Genomic DNA, 16,261 nt, shown 5'->3' on the forward strand with positions numbered 1-16,261 from the left:
GACAAGTTATTCACGTACCGAGAACTCTGCATGAGGTTATACAGCCGGGCAAGGGGCATCTCATGATTCAGTTCGACGCAGTGCACAAGCGCTTCCCCAATGGCGCCGAGGCAGTCCACGACCTATCCCTCGACCTGCCGGAAGGGGGCGTGACCGTGCTCGTCGGATCCTCCGGTTGCGGCAAGACGACCACTCTGCGGATGATCAACCGGATGGTCGAACCGACCTCCGGCACCATCCGTGTCGGCGGCAAGGACGTCCAGCAGCAGGACGCGGCCGAACTGCGGCGCTCCATCGGGTACGTCATCCAGCAGGCCGGCCTCTTCCCGCACCGCACGGTGCTCGACAACGTCGCCACCGTGCCGCTGCTGCTGGGCCATGGCCGCAAGCAGGCGAGAGCCCGCGCGGCCGGGCTCCTCGAAACCGTCGGCCTCGCCGCTGACGTCGGCAAGCGCTACCCGCACCAGCTCTCGGGCGGCCAGCAGCAGCGCGTCGGTGTCGCCCGCGCCCTGGCCGCCGACCCGCCCGTCCTGCTCATGGACGAGCCCTTCGGCGCGGTCGACCCCGTCGTACGCAGCCAGCTCCAGGACGAGCTGCTGCGACTGCAGGAGGAGTTGAACAAGACGATCGTCTTCGTCACACACGACATCGACGAGGCCGTACGACTGGGCGACCGGATCGCGGTCTTCCGCACCGGCGGCCACCTCGTCCAGTGCTCCTCGCCCACCGAACTCCTGGCCCGCCCGGCAGACGACTTCGTGGCCGGCTTCCTCGGCGCCGAGCGCGGCCTCAAGCTGCTCTCCCTGAGGACCCTCGCCGCCGTCCCGCAGGGCCCGGCTCCCGGGGGCGGCGGCACCTGGACGCTCGTCCTCGACGAGGCGCGCAAGCCGCTGCACTGGGCTTCGGAGGACGGCGAGGTGCCGGTGCGGCCCCTCAAGGACACCGACTCCCTGCTGTCAGCACTCAACGAGTCCGTGGCCTCCCCGACCGGCCTGATCGCTCGCGTCGACGCCGCCGGGACCCTCACCGGCGTCTCGTCCCGCGACGACATCCACAGCCACGCCGGTCAGGCCCACAGCGAAGCGCGGGTGGCCGCATGACCCTCGACTGGTCGTGGATATCCGGCCACACCGACGATTTGACCACCCTCACCCTCTCCCACCTCCAGGCCGCCCTGACCGCGGTCCTGCTCGGCCTGCTGATCTCCCTTCCTCTCGCGGTCGTCGCACACCGCGTCCGCCCCCTGCGCGGCTTCCTCCTCGGCATCTCGAACGTCCTGTTCACGATCCCGTCGATCGCGATCTTCGTGCTCCTTCTTCCGGTGAGCGGCCTGACCCGCACCACCACCGTCATCGGCCTGACGATCTACACCCTGGTCGTCCTGCTCCGGAACACGGTCGAGGGCCTCGACTCCGTCCCCCTGAAGACGAAGGAGGCGGCCAAGGCCATGGGCACGCGCCCCTTGCGGACGCTCCTCACCGTCGAGCTCCCCCTCGCCCTCCCCGTGATCATGGCGGGGGTCCGGATCGCGACGGTCATGTCGATCTCGCTGGTCTCCGTCGCGACGTACATCGGCGACGGCGGACTCGGCCAGCTCTTCACCGACGGCTTCCAGCGCAACTTCCCCACCCCAGTGATCGCGGGCGTGGCCCTCACGATCCTCCTCGCGGTGGCCGCGGACGCCCTGCTGGTCGCGCTCCAGTACGTCCTGACCCCCTGGAAGAGGCGGCGAGCCTGACATGTACGAACTCTTCGAGAACCTCGGCACGTGGCTGGTCAGCGACGCTCAGTGGTCCGGCCCGGACGGCATCGGCCACCGTCTCGCCGAACACCTCCAGTACTCGCTCCTGGCCACGCTCATCGCGGCCGCCATCGGCCTCCCGCTCGGCCTGCTGATCGGACACACCGGTAAGGGCGCGTTCGTCGCGATCAACCTCGCGTCCTTCGGCCGCGCCCTCCCGACCGTCGGGCTGGTCGTGCTGGTCTTCCTGGCCGGCGGTCTGTCGATGCTGCCGGTGTACGTCGCGCTGGTCGCCCTGGCGGTACCGGCGATCGTCACCAACACCTACGCGGGCATGACGGCCGTCGACCCGGATGTGAAGGACGCCGCGCGCGGACAGGGGATGCGCGGCCATCAGGTCCTCGCTCACGTGGAACTGCCCCTCGCCCTTCCGCTGATCATGACGGGGCTGCGGCTGGCACTGATCCAGGTGGTGGCCACGGCCACGATCGCCGCGTACGTCTCCTTCGGCGGGCTGGGCCGCTACGTCTTCGACGGCCTGGCCCAGCGCGACCTCGTGCAGGTGCTCGGCGGCGCGGTGCTGGTCGCCTTGGTCGCCGTGGTCCTCGACGTCGGCCTCGCCGGCCTTCAGCGCTTCCTCTTCCGTCACCGCACTGCCTAGGGAATCCGCAATGAATCGTCGCACTCTCATCGGCGGCCTGTTCGCCGCCGCCTCCGTCCCCGCTCTCTCCGCGTGCGCAAGCGGCATCACTTCCCTCGACGGCCAGGGCGGCTCGACGACCGGCGGTGGCTCGAGCAGAGGCGGAGTCACCATCGGCACCGCCAACTTCACCGAGAACCAGGTGCTCGGCTACCTGTACGCCGCCGTCCTGGAGGCAGCCGGCGTGAAGACGACGGTCCGCCCCAACCTCGGCACCCGCGAGATCCTGATCCCCGCCCTCAAGGGCGGCGACATCGACCTCCTGCCCGAGTACCAGGGCGCCCTCCTCCACTACCTGGACCCCAAGGCGACGGCCACGGAGGAGGGCGAGATGCAGAACGCCCTCGCCGCCGCCCTCCCGTCCGGCCTCCAGATCCTGCCGTACGGGATGGCCGAGGACTCGGACGCCTTCGTGGTCACCCGGGAGACAGCCAGGAAGTACGGCCTGGCCTCCCTCGCCGACCTGAAGAAGCAGAACGGCAGACTGGTCATCGGTGCGTCGCTCGAGTACGAAGCGTCAGGTCGCGTGTGGGCCTGAAGGACGTGTACGGGGTGGAGTTCAAGGAATTCAAGTCCCTGGACTCCTCAGGGCCGCTGGTCAAAGGCGCCCTCAAGAAGGGCGACGTGGACGTGGCGAATCTCTTCACCACCGACACCGACATCCAGGACAACCACTGGGTGGTGCTGTCGGACCCGAAGAACCTCATCCCCGGGCAGCACGTCGTTCCTCTCATCGCCGACCGCAAGGCCGACTCCAGGGTCCGCAAGGCCCTCGCCCGTCTCGGCAACGTCCTGACGACCGCCCAGCTCACCGAACTCAATCGGCAGGTGGACAAGGACAAGAAGGACCCGAGCGACGTGGCCGACGCATACGCCGAACAGCACGGACTGACTCAGTAGGAGGCGGTGAGGAACATGCCTGTCGGCCTGGGTGGAGCTCCAACCCCTGGGGCTTCACACGGTCAGACCGGCAGGCTGAAGGGAGGGTGCGCGCCGTTGAGGAAGTAGTCCCCGACGTCGCGGAGCCGGTGGGTGACGGGCTCGTACAGCGTGTGGGTCCGGGCGTTGCGCCAGAAGCGGTCGAAGCCCAGCCGCGCGGACGCGGAGCGGGCGCCGATGATGTCGAGGGCACGGGCGGTGCACTCCTGCGCGGCCTTGGAGGCGGCGGCTTCCGCCATGGCCACGAGAACGGAGATCTCGGCGTACTCCTCGTAGGTGATGTCTTCGCCGCGTACGAGCCCGCCGTGCACGGCTTGCTGTGCCTGGTCGGTGAGAGCCGACGCGGAGCGGGTGAGGACGGTGAGTTCTCCGTAGGCGGTGAGCACCTGCGGGTCCTGGGGTGAGCCGACGGGCCAGTCCGGGTGCCAGGGGGAGTGGCCCGCCCTGCTGTAGTCACGGGCTTCGGCGAGCACTCCCTCGGCCATGCCGAGACGGAGCTGGACGGACAGGAGCCGGCCGACCGGTGAGGCCAGTGCCGTCAGGGGCGCCAGGACGTCCTCGTCCGCGGACAGGGAGCCGAGTACGTCGTCGGCGGCGATCGGTGCACCGTCGAACTCGACGCTCCCGCCTGCCGCGAGCCGCTGTCCGAACGGGTCGGCGTCGGCGTCGATCCGTACACCCCGACGGCCGGGGTCGACCACGACGGCGACTGGTTCGCCGGTGTCGGCCCGTACGGCCCGCACGACGAGGCGGTCGGCGACCAGGACCCCGGTGGTGTAGCTCTGCCGACCGTCGAGGACATGGCCGGCGGCCGTCGTGGCCAGCGTCAGCGGCAGGTCCTGGCGGGCGACACCACCGCCCCAACACCACTGTTTCAAAGCGGACTGCCGCTCGATCTGAGCGGCGAGAGCGGGCTCGGTGAGGAACCCGGCGCTCCACGACAGGAAGTAGTGAGAGCCGAGGAGTTGAGCGATCGCACTGTCGGCTGTGGCGATGTCCCGGACGACGGCGTAGGCCGTGGGCCAGTCCGCGCCGCCGCCCCCGAGCTCGGGCGATATGAGGAGGGGCAGCAGTCCCGACTCGCGCAGCCGGGACACCTCGTCGAAGGGGGCCTTGCCCGCCTGCTCCCTGGCCACCGCGTCCGTGGCCAGGTCCTCCGCCGTCTCGCGGGCCACGCGCAGCCAGTGCGTACGGTCGGGCCCGGTCCGGTCGGATGCCGAGGCGGGGTCGGCCGGCGCGATGGCAACGCCCATGGTGGTGGTCTCCTCAGGGTCGGCGGCAAGCTGCGGTGGTGGGGTCCTCTTGCTGGTCGGGCACGTACGTGCAGCCCGCGCGCCGTACGGTGACGAACTGGAAGATGCCGGACACGAATGGGAAGATGCCGGACATCAACTGCTCGCGCGCATGCACTTGGCGGTCGTCCTTCAGGAGTGCGACGGGCTCACGGGTGCAGCGGGTGGGTGCGCCTGAGCACCTGGGCGGAGAGCGAGGGAGCGGAGCGGCACGCGCGATGTGTGAGTCGCGTGCCTCACCCGAGACAGCAGGCGGCGCTGACGACGTGACCAAAGTCGACATGCCGACGACGAACGAGTCGTTGCTGTGTGTGGGACATGTACATCATCCTGCGCACCTGCCGGGTGAGACGTCAACGCTTCCCTAGTAAATCGATGGGAAATGTAGGGAAAGCCACACCGGACGGACCCGGAATTCATGCACCTGCAATGATCTACCCCGCAACTGCCTGCTAGACATGCCTCCGTGGCACAATCGATCGACGTTCGTGGTGGCGAAACCCTGGCCAACCCGAGCACGCACCCTCTGGACAACGCGGTCTGGGCCGCACTGACCGGCCCGCACGCCCGCTTCGCCGAACGCCTCGGCCGCGCCGCCCGCTACCCGGCCGACGTCTACGACTTCGCCGCCCTCGCCGATCCGGCCGACCCGGCCGCGTGGGCCGACCTGCGTAGGCTCGTCGGTCCCGGAACCGTCGTACGGATCAAGCCGGTCGAAGAGGTCCCTTCTGGTTGGGACGTCATCGGCGGCGGTCTGGGAGTGCAGCTCGTCGACACCGCCCTGCGGGCCGAGCCCGCCCCGGAAGCCGTCGGGCTCGGACCCGACGACGTACCCGAGATCCTCGACCTGGTCGCCCGCACCAGACCGGGCCCCTTCCTGAAACGCACCGTCGAACTGGGCACCTACCTCGGCATCCGGCACCAGGGCCGGCTGATCGCCCTGGCCGGCGAGCGGATCCGGCCGCCCGGCTGGACGGAGATCAGTGCCGTCTGCACCGCTCCGGAGCATCGTGGCCGCGGTCTGGGCACGCGTCTCGTACGTGCCGTCGCCGCCGGCATCCGTGCCCGCGGCGACATCCCGTTCCTGCACGCCGCCGCGGGCAACACCCAGGCGATCCGCCTGTACGAGTCCATCGGCTTCACCCTGCGCCGCCGTTCGCCCGTCCTGCTGGTCCGCAGCCCGGGAACACAGCACGAGGCGCGGCCGTTGTGACCGACGACGAGATGCGCGAGGCGCCGAAGCGCCCGACCCGACGGACGGAGGTGGCGGACATGACGCGCATGTTCCACGCCGTCCATCTCCACTCCCGGCCCCACATAGATCTCCAGCGCGTGGCCGGCGCGCTCTGTTGCTCCTGACCCGCTCCTTCACCTCGCCGCCCTCTTGCCGGAGGAGCCGGCGTTCTCCTTGCGGACTTCCAGGAAGGCGCTGACTCGTGTCCTCAACTCCCTCTTCTTCCCTGCACCTTGCCGTCGCCCTGGACGGCACGGGCTGGCATCCCGCCTCGTGGCGCGAGCCGGTGGCCCGCCCCCGGCACCTGTTCACCGCCCGGTACTGGGCCGACCTCGTCGCCGAGGCCGAGCGCGGTCTGCTCGACTTCGTGACCATCGAGGACGGCCTCGGCCCGCAGTCCTCCCACTGGCTGGACCCGGACGAGCGCACCGACCAGGTGCGCGGCCGTCTCGACGCCGTACTCATCGCCTCCCGCGTGGCACCGTTGACCCGCCACATAGGCCTGGTGCCGACGGTGGTCTCCACCCACACGGAGCCGTTCCACATCTCCAAGGCGATCGCCACGCTCGACTACGTCAGTACCGGCCGCGCCGGCCTGCGCGTGCAGGTCACCGCCCGGCCGAACGAGGCCGCGCACTTCGGCCGCCGCACCATCCCGCGCATCCAGGCCTACGACAGCCCCGCCGCCCGGGAGGTGGTGACCGACCTCTTCGACGAGGCCGCCGACCATGTCGAGGTGGTGCGTCGCCTCTGGGACAGCTGGGAGGACGACGCCGAGATCCGGGACGCCGCCACCGGCCGCTTCATCGACCGGGACAAGCTGCACTACATCGGCTTCGAGGGCCGCCACTTCAGTGTCAAGGGCCCGTCCATCACGCCCCGGCCGCCTCAGGGCCAGCCGATCGTCAGTGCTCTCGCCCACGACACCGTTCCCTACCGTCTCGTGGCCCGCGCCGCCGACGTCGGCTACGTCACCCCGCACGACACCGGCCAGGCCCGCGCCATCGTCGCGGAGATCCGCGCCGAACAGGCGGCCGCCGGTCGCGTCGACGAACCGCTGCACCTCTTCGGCGACCTCGTGGTCTTCCTGGACGACGACCCCGCTGAGGCCGCGGCCCGCCGCGAGCGCCTCGACACCCTCGCGGGACAGACGTACACGAGTGACGCCCCGATCTTCACCGGTACGCCCTCCCAACTCGCGGACCAACTCCAGGAGTTGCAGACGGCGGGCCTGACCGGCTTCCGACTGCGACCGGCAGTCGCCGGCCATGACCTTCCGGCGATCACACGGGGCCTGGTGCCCGAACTCCAGCGCCGCGACGCCTTCCGCCACACGTACGAGGCCGACACCCTGCGCGGGCTGCTGGGCCTGGCCCGCCCCGCCAACCGCCACGTCGCAGACTGAGCCGGACGGAGAGACGACCACCATGAGCAAGCCGCTGAAGCAGATCCACCTGGCCGCCCACTTCCCCGGCGTCAACAACACCACGGTGTGGAGCGACCCGCGCGCCGGCAGCCACATCGAGTTCAGCTCCTTCGCGCACTTCGCGCAGACAGCCGAACGCGCCAAGTTCGACTTCCTGTTCCTCGCCGAGGGGCTCAGGCTCCGCGAACAGGGCGGGAAGATCTACGACCTGGACGTCGTCGGCCGCCCCGACACCTTCACGATCCTCGCCGCACTCGCCGCCGTCACCGAGCACCTCGGCCTCACCGGCACCATCAACTCCACCTTCAACGAGCCCTACGAGGTCGCCCGCCAGTTCGCCAGCCTCGACCACCTCTCCGGTGGCCGCTCCGCCTGGAACGTCGTGACCTCGTGGGACGCCTTCACCGGCGAGAACTTCCGCCGCGGCGGCTTCCTACCACAGGAGGAGCGCTACTCCCGCGCCAAGGAGTTCCTGGCCACGGCGAACGAGCTCTTCGACTCCTGGCACGGCGACGAGATCCTCGCCGACCAGGAGACCGGCACGTTCCTGCGCGACGCGAAGGCGGGCTCCTTCGTCCACACCGGGCAGCACTTCGACATCCACGGCCAGTTCAACGTCCCTCGCTCCCCGCAGGGCCGCCCGGTCGTCTTCCAGGCGGGCGACTCCGAGGAGGGCCGCGAGTTCGCCGCCTCGGAGGCCGACGCGATCTTCAGCCGGCACGCCACCCTGGAGGCCGGCCAGGCCTTCTACACGGACGTCAAGAGCCGCCTCGCCAAGTACGGCCGCCGCCCCGACCAGCTGCTGATCCTGCCCGCCGCCACCTTCACGCTGGCCGACACCGACGCCGAGGCGGAGGAGCTGGCCAAGGTGGTGCGCCGCCAGCAGGTCAGCGGCGCCACCGCCATCAAGCACCTTGAGTTCGTCTGGAACCGGGACCTGTCATCCTACGACCCGGACGGGCCGCTCCCCGACATCGACCCCGACGTCAGCGACAACCACATCTCCAAGGGTCGCGCCCAGGTCCGCATGTACCGCGACCCGCTGACCACCGCCCGCGAGTGGCGCGAGCTCGCCGCGGCCAACAACTGGTCGATCCGCGACCTGGTCATCGAGACCGGAAACCGGCAGAACTTCATCGGCTCGGCCGAGACGATCGCCCGCACCATCGACGACCTGGTGCAGGCAGACGCCAGTGACGGCTTCATCCTCGTCCCGCACATCACCCCGACCGGCCTCGACGAGTTCGCCGACAAGGTCGTCCCGCTGCTCCAGGAACGGGGCGTCTTCCGCACCGAATACGAGGGACCGACCCTCCGCCACCAGCTCGGCCTCGCCCACCCCGACGACCTACAGGGTGAGCAGCGGGCGGCGTCGTGAAGCCCTTGCGATCACCCTGATCGCGAGGTCCTTGACAACGTCCTGCTCGCCGAGGAACTGGGCTTCGACGGGTTCGGCGTGGTGGTGGGGAGTGAGGGGGGCGGTCCGAGCGGCCGTTCATCTCCTCCCCAACCGACCGTCGTGCTCAGCCACCTCGCGGCACTGACCCGGCGCATCCGCCTCTTCATTCACCGGCGGCCGCCGACAACACAGCCCCCAGCAGCAGGGCCGACGACGCCTCCGGAGCCTGTCCCGCGGTGTCCACGATGACCCGGTCCCGGTCCCACGGCTCGTACTCCCGGTCGAGGATCTGCTGCCAGCAGGGCAGCGGCAGACCCGGGATGTCGACCGACCGCGACGTCGCGCGCAGCCGGTGCTCGACCGGGTCGGAGCAGACGACCTCCACCTCGACGCAGGGCACGCCCGCCCGTGCGGCCGCGCCCCGCCAGGCCTCCCGCGTCACCGCCAGCGGGTTCACCGACTCCGCGATCACGGTCAGGCCCTGCCGCAGATGCTCCTCGGCCAGGGCGTACCCGACGACGTAGCCCGCCGGGCCGACCGGGTGCCGGGCCAGGCCGGACCGGACGAGTGCCTGCTCGATGGTGTCCACGCGCAGGTGAACCGCGCCGACCTCCGCCGCCAGCAGACGGGCGAGCGTGGTCTTTCCGGTGGCGGGCAGACCACCGACCACGACAAGCACGGGGCCGGCTCGCCGTTCGCGATCGGGCGACGACGCGTTGTCCACACGCGGGGAGCTCACTGTGCGGTCCGCCGCTCGTGGGGGATCTGCTCACCGGCCTCGATCGCGACCGGCAGCCGGTTCTCGGTGGGCGGCAGCGGGCAGGTCGCGAAGTCGGTGTACGCGCACGGAAGGTTGGTGGCACGGTTGAAGTCCAGCACCACGGTGCCGTCGGGTCCGGGCGCGTCGATCTGCAGGGCGCGATTGGCCGCGTACGTGGTCACGCCGGAGGTCGCGTCGGTGAACAGCACCATGAGGCCGCCAGGGGTGTTTCCGTTGAACGCGGTCAGGCCCAGCGTCCGGCCGTCGATCCGGAATCGGATCCTGCCGGGTGCGTCGTAGACGTGCTGAAGTCCCTCGGCGACGGCACCCACGGTGGTCGGCCGCGGTTCCGGGAAGGGCGTGTACGTGCCGGTGACCACCCAGCGCGGGTCGGGCGCGTAGGCGGGCGTCCCGGTGAACGCGGTACGCAGCGGATGGTCCGGGTGCCGTGGCCGGATCACGTCGTGGCCGCCGCGCTTGGCGATCTCGATCACGGCAGCGCCCCAGACGGCGGTGACGCCACCGCGTTCCGGGATGGCACCGAATGCGTGCCGCCCGTGCACCGCGGTGCCGTCGACGACGAGTTCCTCCCCCTCGCCGAGCACGACGATGACGCCCTCGTCGCCCGTCGACCAGGTGCCGGGCGCGTCGGGGAAGCGCTGGGGGCCGGTGGCGAGCCAGTGCAGGCCCGTGACGGCAAGGAATCCGTGTTCATGGGCGAGGGTGGAATCCCTGCGCTGATGCCATGCCTCCCATTCGGTGGCGAAGGCGTCGATGCCGGTGGGGGAGTCCTGGACAGTCATGTGTGCTCCTGCGGAATTCGGCACTGATGTCGGGGGGCGTCGCGCGCGGCGGTTTCGCGTACACCGGCAGTGGTCAATGTGATGCGGTGGAGAGAACGCAGATCAGAAGCCGGAGCGAGGCGTCAGCTCTCGGCGGAACAACACGTGGTGGTGACACGCCCGTAGTCAACGTGGCGGCGGGTCACGAGCACGGTCATGGGGCCAGGTAACCACACGCGGGCCGCAACGCACCAGATCGGTTCATCGCCTCGATGTGAGTGCGCGAAGCCCGGACGTAACGGGCACATGGCGTTCGCACGAAAGTATTGTTGCCGGCCCGGTGACCCGGACGTACACGACCTGGAAGCAGCTCTCGGACGAGAACGTCGACGCCCGGGTCTGTTCCGGCATCCACACGCGGTCGGCCGACGAGGCAGGGATCACGCTCGGCACGGACACGGCACGCTACGTCCTGCGGAACGAGAAGAACCTCTTCGCTCCACACTGACCCCGCTACGCGAACGCCCTGTACCCGGCAGGACGGCCGACACCCCCGAACGGGTGGTTCCAACACTCCGACGGCGCATGAGGGCGCCTCACGCGGGGCGGTCGGACGGGGCCACGCCGAAGCTCCATGGAGATGAGCGTGACAAGCCGCCGACAGCCTTCGTCACCGGGACCCGGACGACCACGCGACGGCGGCTCCCGTCGGGAAGCGGCCTGTCTCCCTCAGCCGCGTCCAGTCCCACGGCCCGGGAGTCCTCATGCTCCGTACGAATCCCCCCCGCGTCAGCGTGATCATCCCCGCGTACAACTCCATGCCGGAACTGACGAAGTGCGTCACCTCCGTCATGGAGCAGACACTCGGCCTGGACAAGATCGAGATCATCGCGGTCGACGACGGGTCGACCGACGGAACCGGGGACGAGCTGGACCGGCTCGCCCACACCTGCGCCGCCCTGCGCGTCGTCCACCAGGCCAACAGCGGAGGAGCCGGCGGCCCGCGCAACACCGGCCTGGACATGGCCGACGGCGAGTACGTCTTCTTCCTCGACTCCGACGACTACCTGGGCCCGGACGCCCTGCGCCGCATGGTCGCGATGGCGGACGCGAACCTCACGGACGTGGTCCTCGGCAAGATGGTGTCCGTGGGCGGGCGAGCCGTACCGACGGCCGTCTTCTCCCACAACCAGCCCCGGACGGACATCTTCTCCTCCCACGCCTACCGCACCCTGGGCTGCTGGAAGCTGTTCCGACGCTCGCTGATCGAGCGGCTGGAGCTGAGGTTCCCGCCGTACCGCAACTGCGAGGACAAGCCGTTCACCGCCGCCGCCTTCCTCAACGCCGACGGCATCTCCGTGGTCGCCGACTACGACTGCTACTACTCACGCAACCGCGAGAACGGCAACAACCTCACCCTCACCGCCGCCGACCTCGTCCACCGCATGGACGGCACCCGGCTGTGCTTCGAGACGGTCGCCCGCTACCTGGAACCCGGCCCGCGACGGGACCGGATCATGCGCCGCCATGTGGAGTGGGAGCTGTGCGGCCCCCTGCGCGCCCTGCTGCCCAAGGAGAGCGAACAGCGCGCCCGCGAGTTCTTCTACCCGCAGTTCCGGCACTGGGCACAGAGCTACGCGACCGACGGGGTCTTCCAGCAGCTCACCCCGCCCGACCGGCTGATCGTCCACCTCCTGCGCGCGGACCGCTACGAGGACCTCATGGCCGTGGCACGGAACGCCAAGGAGGACGCGGCGTGCGGCAACATCATCGACAAAGGCCGCGTCTACTGGTGTCACCCCTTCTTCAGGGACCCGGTGAAGGCGGTCCCGGACGTCTGCTTCGACGTCACCGACCGGCTCCCGGTCCACCACGAACTGGCCGAAGCCGCGTGGACCGGCGAGAGTGGTGTGCTCCGGCTCGCCGGCCACGCCCGGATCGAGTCCGTCGGCGCCCTCGAATCCGGGAGCCGACTGATCCTGCGCCCGCGCGGGTTCGAGCACCCTGACATCCGCATGCCCGTGGCCGCTGACGAGACAGTCGGTTTCACCGCCGACATGGACCTGAGCACCGTGGACTCCGGCGCACCCCTCGGCCCCGGCGTGTGGGACCTCTACCTGGACGTGCGCGTCAGGGGAGTCAGCCGGACCGTCCGGCTCCGGCAGGCCCGGACGGACCCGAACGGCAAACGAACGGCTCCGCCGAAGCGCGAGGTGGTCACAGCACCTCGCCCCGGGCACGAGCCCACCACCGCCCGCCCCTTCTTCACCCCCCACGGAAACTTCTCCCTGGAGATCCGGCTGACCGAGGACGAGCCGCCCTGCCACGTGACCGGCATCGCCTGGGACACCTCCGTACCCGCCACCCTCATCGTCACCGGACGCCTGACCGACGAGCCGTCACGCCATCCCAAGCCCACCGCCCTGCGCGCCGAAACCGACTCCGGCTCGGCGCGAGAAGTGCCCCTGCGGTACGCACAGGACGGCAGCCACACCGGCTTCACCGCCCGCCTGCCGGTCAGGGAACTGCCCCCAGGCCACTGGACGCTGACCCTCCGCACCGACGAGCCGAGCCGCCGGATCCCCGTCCCTCCCGCGAAGGGACTGACCGGCACCCACTGGTTCCGCGTCTCCCGACTCGGCCGCCCCTATTACGCCAAACCGCTCCCACGTGGCTCGAAGGGCGCCTTGGTGCTGCGCGTCGCGCCGGTCAGACTGGCGGTGGCCCTGCGTCGCCGGCTCGGTCGATGACGGTCGGCTTCGACGTTCGGCCGCGCGGCCCGGCAGCCGGCGTCCCACCCCGGAGCGGCCCGGCGTCGCCGATCCGCCGCGCGCCGCCGATCCGGGATAACGTCCCTCTGGCTCCGGACGAGTGAAAGGGACATCGTGCAGGTTCAGGTGCGTGGGGAGGGTGTCCGTAAGTGGGTCGTCTTCGGGGCGATCGCGTTCGGGGCACTGTTCATGATCGTCGGACTGATCCTCGCGGGGGTCTCCGTCTCGTACCTGGCGGGAGCGGAGCGTGCCCCGGGCCGGGTGGTGGCCCTGGAGTGGCGTAACGACCACACCAGTTCGTCCCGCAAGAAGAGGGTGAACGACGAGCCCGCGGCCTACCCGGTGATCGAGTTCACGTCGAATGACGGGACCCCGAGGAAGTTCCGGGACGCCGCGGGCACCAACCCCCCGTCGTACGAGGTGGGAGAACAGGTCGAGGTCCTCTACCGCGCGGACTCTCCCGAGGACGCGCGCATCAACGGGTTCGCCTCACTGTGGCTGCTGCCGCTGATCTTCGGTGGCATCGGGCTGTTGTTCTCGGGCATCGGGACGGTCATCGCGCTGGTGATGCGGAGGCACTCCTAGGCGGTGGCAGGACGGGTGACCACACTGATGTTGAACGTGTGAGACCCCACACCGCCCGCGATGCCCATGAACAGCAGGGCGAAGTGCTCCTGCCCACGGGCGGTGGTGATGTCGCCGATGAGGGGACGCCAACCGCCGCCGGGCCTCGGCGAATCGGACCCGGGACCTGGGTGGACCGGCACCAAGGACCTAGGCCACCTGGCCCCTGGTCACCCGCCGCTCACTGTCACCGCCAGGGCTCCGGACCGGTGCCGTCCGTCCATGCCTGGAGGCCTTCCCGGTCCACGCACACGATCCCGCACTGCTCGGCGTACTCCATCGCCGGTTCGGTGAAATGGCTCGTGGTGACCAGCACGGCGACATCGGCCTCGTGGACGGTGAAGCACGTGCCACCGAAGCGCTGGAGGTCCTGCGAGCCGACCCTGTGGGCCTCGTCGTAGCGCTTGCACTGGAGGACGACCCGGAGCCCGTCCGGGGTCACGGCCAGGACGTCGGCGCCCAGGTCCCCGGCCCCTCCCACGATGTCGACGGCAGAGCAACCGTCGCGTTCGCAGAGGGCGGCGATCGCCTCCTCGAACTCCTCCGGCGTCAGAGCGTCGTAACCACCGGCGACGTCAGCGGACACGCGCTGACGCGGGATCGCGAGGGCCTCCAGTTCCTCGGCCGCCTCCCTCGCCGCCTCGTCGAGCGCAGCCGCGGCCCGGCGTGCAGCCCTCATCACGTGCAACCGGCGCCGCAGCCCCAGGAGGCTCGCCACGCCCACGACGACCAGGACGAACACCCAGGCGGGACGACGTTCGACGGAGCCCGCCACCATGCGCACGGCGAATCCGACGACGCTCACGACCACGGCCAGAAAGACGAAGAACAGGGTCGTCGAACGAAGGTCGAACCGGCGCCGGCGGTTCACGGGTGGCGTACGGAGCGTAGGTGCGGTCACGACATGCCCCTCCTCGTGGGACCGACAGCAAGATCGTCCACCGTGTGCCCAAGATCAGGATCTTCATCGTCGTGAGCTCAGCGAAGACTCGTCCCGGACCTGATCCGAAGTGCAGGCATGGAAGCAGGACCAGGGGGTATCCGCGCGGGCGGCGCCTGCTGCATCCTGCTGGCAGCGGCGGTCGGCTTCGACGGTGGGAGGGGTTTGTCATGGCACTCATGAACGGAACGGCGGCGGCAACACAGACATGCGAGTTGCCTGCGGTCGCCGATCCCGCGCGCGTCGCGCCGAAGGACGCCCGCGAACTGTCCAGGCAGTTCTTCGACCGGCTCGCGGTGCTGGAGGAAGGCACGCCGGAGTACCAGTACGCGCGGAACACGCTGATCGAGATGAACATGTCCCTGGTCCGGTTCGCGGCCGGCCGGTTCCGCAGCCGGGGGCCCGAGGAGATGGAGGACATCGTCCAGGTCGGCATGATCGGCCTGATCAAGGCGATAGACCGGTTCGATCTCTCCCGGGAGGCGGAGTTCACCTCCTTCGCCGTCCCCTACATCGTGGGTGAGATCAAGCGCTTCTTCCGCGACACCACCTGGGCCGTGCACGTGCCCCGCCGGCTCCAGGAAGCCCGCGTCCAGCTCGCCCGCGCCACGGAGGAACTGCGCAGTCGTCTGGGCCGTACGCCGACGGTGAAGGAACTGTCGGAGCTGATGAGCCTTCCCGAGCAGGAGGTGCGCGAGGCCCGCATCGCCGCGAACGGCTACAACTCCTCCTCGCTCGACGCCACCATCAGCGGCAGCGACGACGGCGAAGCGGCGCTGCAGGACTTCATCGGTGCCGAGGACCAGGCTATGGAGCTGGTGGAGGACTTCCACGCCCTGGCCCCGCTGCTCGCCGAACTCGACGAGCGGGACCGGCACATCATCCGCATGCGGTTCGTGGAGGAACTCACCCAGGCCCAGATCGGCGAACGTCTGGGCGTCTCGCAGATGCAGGTCTCCCGGCTGCTGTCGCGCACCCTCGCCCGGCTGCGGGAAGGCATGCTCGCCGATCACTGAGCGGGCGCCCGACCGTGCCGAAACGGGATCACTGAACATCACGGTCGGGGGTATTCGGTTCCGGCAAGGTTCCTTCGCACGGAAGTGGTGCCCATGGCCGAGACACGGGACGTCGTCGAGCTCATTCTCCAGGATCACAGAAGGATGGAGGATCTCTTCCGTCTGATGCGCAGCGTCGAAGCCGACCGGGCAGCGGCTCTCTCGGAGTTCGCCGATCTGCTGATCGCACACGCGCTGGCGGAGGAGGCGAAGGTGTATCCCGCCCTCAAGCGCTACAAGAAGATCGACGACGACGAGGTCGAGCACGGCGAGGAGGAGCACGAAGAGGGCAACAAGGCGCTTCTGGAACTCCTGGAGGTCGACGAGGTCGGCTCCGACGAGTGGGACACGAAGCTGGAAGAGCTCGTGGAGGCCGTCACCCACCACGCCGACGAGGAGGAGCGCACCATCCTCAACGGTGCGCGCGAGAACGTCGCCATGGACCGCAGGGAAGAGCTCGGCGAGGCGTTTCTGGCAGAGCGGGAGCGTCAGCTGAAGTCGGGCTGCGGCTCCGTGGACAACGTGCGCCGTATCGTCGGCGCCTGACGCGTCTCGTCGCCACGTCCCCGCCGCGTCCCCTCCACACAGCCGTCACGGC

17 protein-coding genes and 2 pseudogenes are annotated in these 16,261 nt (G+C 69.7%); 14 read left to right on the forward strand and 5 right to left on the reverse strand.

All coding sequences use genetic code 11. The features are described 5' to 3' along the window. The first annotated feature begins 62 nt into the window (after positions 1-62). The 4 genes and pseudogenes from SSQG_RS36920 (at position 63) to SSQG_RS36935 (ending at position 3,341) form a co-directional block, all read left to right on the forward strand. The gene (locus SSQG_RS36920) at positions 63-1,100 is read left to right on the forward strand and encodes an ABC transporter ATP-binding protein (protein ID WP_039934460.1); all 1,038 of its coding nucleotides are present in this window, start codon (positions 63-65) and stop codon (positions 1,098-1,100) included. Further along, entirely contained in the window at positions 1,097-1,738 is a 642-nt protein-coding gene (locus tag SSQG_RS36925; protein ID WP_003995107.1) for an ABC transporter permease, read from the forward strand. Before SSQG_RS36920 ends, SSQG_RS36925 begins: the two co-directional genes overlap by 4 nt. A 1-nt stretch (position 1,739) precedes the next feature. Beyond that, on the forward strand, positions 1,740-2,402 hold the full coding sequence (locus tag SSQG_RS36930) for an ABC transporter permease (RefSeq protein WP_003995108.1): 663 nt from the start codon (positions 1,740-1,742) through the stop codon (positions 2,400-2,402). Between the two features lie 10 nt (positions 2,403-2,412). Continuing rightward, positions 2,413-3,341 (forward strand): annotated as a pseudogene (locus tag SSQG_RS36935) (ABC transporter substrate-binding protein). 62 nt (positions 3,342-3,403) lie between these two features. Here SSQG_RS36935 and SSQG_RS36940 read toward each other — a convergent pair. Continuing rightward, entirely contained in the window at positions 3,404-4,633 is a 1,230-nt protein-coding gene (locus tag SSQG_RS36940) for an acyl-CoA dehydrogenase family protein (RefSeq protein ID WP_003995111.1), read from the reverse strand. A 505-nt stretch (positions 4,634-5,138) separates the two neighbouring features. Here SSQG_RS36940 and SSQG_RS36945 point away from each other — a divergent pair. From SSQG_RS36945 to SSQG_RS44175, 5 genes are all read left to right on the forward strand, one after another. Then, the gene (locus SSQG_RS36945) at positions 5,139-5,885 is read left to right on the forward strand and encodes a GNAT family N-acetyltransferase (RefSeq protein WP_003995112.1); all 747 of its coding nucleotides are present in this window, start codon (positions 5,139-5,141) and stop codon (positions 5,883-5,885) included. A gap of 68 nt (positions 5,886-5,953) precedes the next feature. Beyond that, positions 5,954-6,031 (forward strand): putative leader peptide, encoded by a 78-nt coding sequence (locus SSQG_RS43810; protein WP_338117315.1) that lies wholly within the window; start codon positions 5,954-5,956, stop codon positions 6,029-6,031. A gap of 77 nt (positions 6,032-6,108) precedes the next feature. Continuing rightward, positions 6,109-7,311: an LLM class flavin-dependent oxidoreductase gene (locus SSQG_RS36950; protein WP_003995114.1), complete on the forward strand. Its 1,203-nt coding sequence runs from the start codon at positions 6,109-6,111 to the stop codon at positions 7,309-7,311. 22 nt (positions 7,312-7,333) lie between these two features. Continuing rightward, complete coding sequence (locus SSQG_RS36955) at positions 7,334-8,710, forward strand: NtaA/DmoA family FMN-dependent monooxygenase (RefSeq protein ID WP_003995115.1); 1,377 nt, start codon at positions 7,334-7,336, stop codon at positions 8,708-8,710. Between the two features lie 81 nt (positions 8,711-8,791). Then, entirely contained in the window at positions 8,792-8,980 is a 189-nt protein-coding gene (locus SSQG_RS44175; protein WP_425315027.1) for a hypothetical protein, read from the forward strand. Here the strand turns inward: SSQG_RS44175 and SSQG_RS36960 are convergent. Continuing rightward, positions 8,895-9,455 carry an AAA family ATPase gene (locus SSQG_RS36960; protein WP_003995116.1) on the reverse strand — a complete coding sequence of 187 codons (561 nt, stop codon included), beginning with the start codon at positions 9,453-9,455 and terminating at the stop codon, positions 8,895-8,897. The genes SSQG_RS44175 and SSQG_RS36960 overlap by 86 nt on opposite strands. 11 nt (positions 9,456-9,466) lie before the next feature. Then, the gene (locus SSQG_RS36965) at positions 9,467-10,294 is read right to left on the reverse strand and encodes a DUF1684 domain-containing protein (RefSeq protein ID WP_003995117.1); all 828 of its coding nucleotides are present in this window, start codon (positions 10,292-10,294) and stop codon (positions 9,467-9,469) included. A gap of 319 nt (positions 10,295-10,613) precedes the next feature. Between SSQG_RS36965 and SSQG_RS41185 the strand changes: the two genes are divergently transcribed. The 3 genes from SSQG_RS41185 to SSQG_RS36975 all read left to right on the forward strand — a co-directional run bounded on the left by SSQG_RS41185 (position 10,614) and on the right by SSQG_RS36975 (position 13,629). Continuing rightward, positions 10,614-10,781, forward strand: a complete 168-nt coding sequence (locus SSQG_RS41185) for a hypothetical protein (RefSeq protein ID WP_003995118.1) — start codon at positions 10,614-10,616, stop codon at positions 10,779-10,781. A gap of 256 nt (positions 10,782-11,037) precedes the next feature. Then, on the forward strand, positions 11,038-13,023 hold the full coding sequence (locus SSQG_RS36970) for a glycosyltransferase family 2 protein (protein WP_003995119.1): 1,986 nt from the start codon (positions 11,038-11,040) through the stop codon (positions 13,021-13,023). A 135-nt stretch (positions 13,024-13,158) separates the two neighbouring features. Beyond that, entirely contained in the window at positions 13,159-13,629 is a 471-nt protein-coding gene (locus SSQG_RS36975) for a DUF3592 domain-containing protein (RefSeq protein ID WP_003995120.1), read from the forward strand. Here the strand turns inward: SSQG_RS36975 and SSQG_RS43290 are convergent. Both SSQG_RS43290 and SSQG_RS36985 read right to left on the reverse strand, forming a co-directional pair. Beyond that, positions 13,626-13,748: pseudogene (locus tag SSQG_RS43290) on the reverse strand (oxidoreductase); the annotation flags it as partial. The gene SSQG_RS36975 and the pseudogene SSQG_RS43290 sit on opposite strands and share 4 nt — an antisense overlap. Before the next feature lie 107 nt (positions 13,749-13,855). Continuing rightward, complete coding sequence (locus tag SSQG_RS36985) at positions 13,856-14,569, reverse strand: restriction endonuclease (protein WP_003995122.1); 714 nt, start codon at positions 14,567-14,569, stop codon at positions 13,856-13,858. A gap of 209 nt (positions 14,570-14,778) precedes the next feature. On the opposite strand from SSQG_RS36985, the gene SSQG_RS36990 reads away from it, so the two are divergent. Continuing rightward, positions 14,779-15,624, forward strand: a complete 846-nt coding sequence (locus SSQG_RS36990) for an RNA polymerase sigma factor SigF (protein WP_003995123.1) — start codon at positions 14,779-14,781, stop codon at positions 15,622-15,624. 93 nt (positions 15,625-15,717) lie between these two features. After that, positions 15,718-16,209, forward strand: coding sequence for a hemerythrin domain-containing protein (locus SSQG_RS36995; RefSeq protein ID WP_003995124.1), 492 nt, complete (start codon positions 15,718-15,720; stop codon positions 16,207-16,209). The last annotated feature ends 52 nt before the right edge of the window (positions 16,210-16,261 follow it).

It is taken from the genome of Streptomyces viridochromogenes DSM 40736 (genome assembly GCF_000158955.1).
Taxonomy (GTDB): Bacteria; Actinomycetota; Actinomycetes; order Streptomycetales; family Streptomycetaceae; genus Streptomyces; species Streptomyces venetus.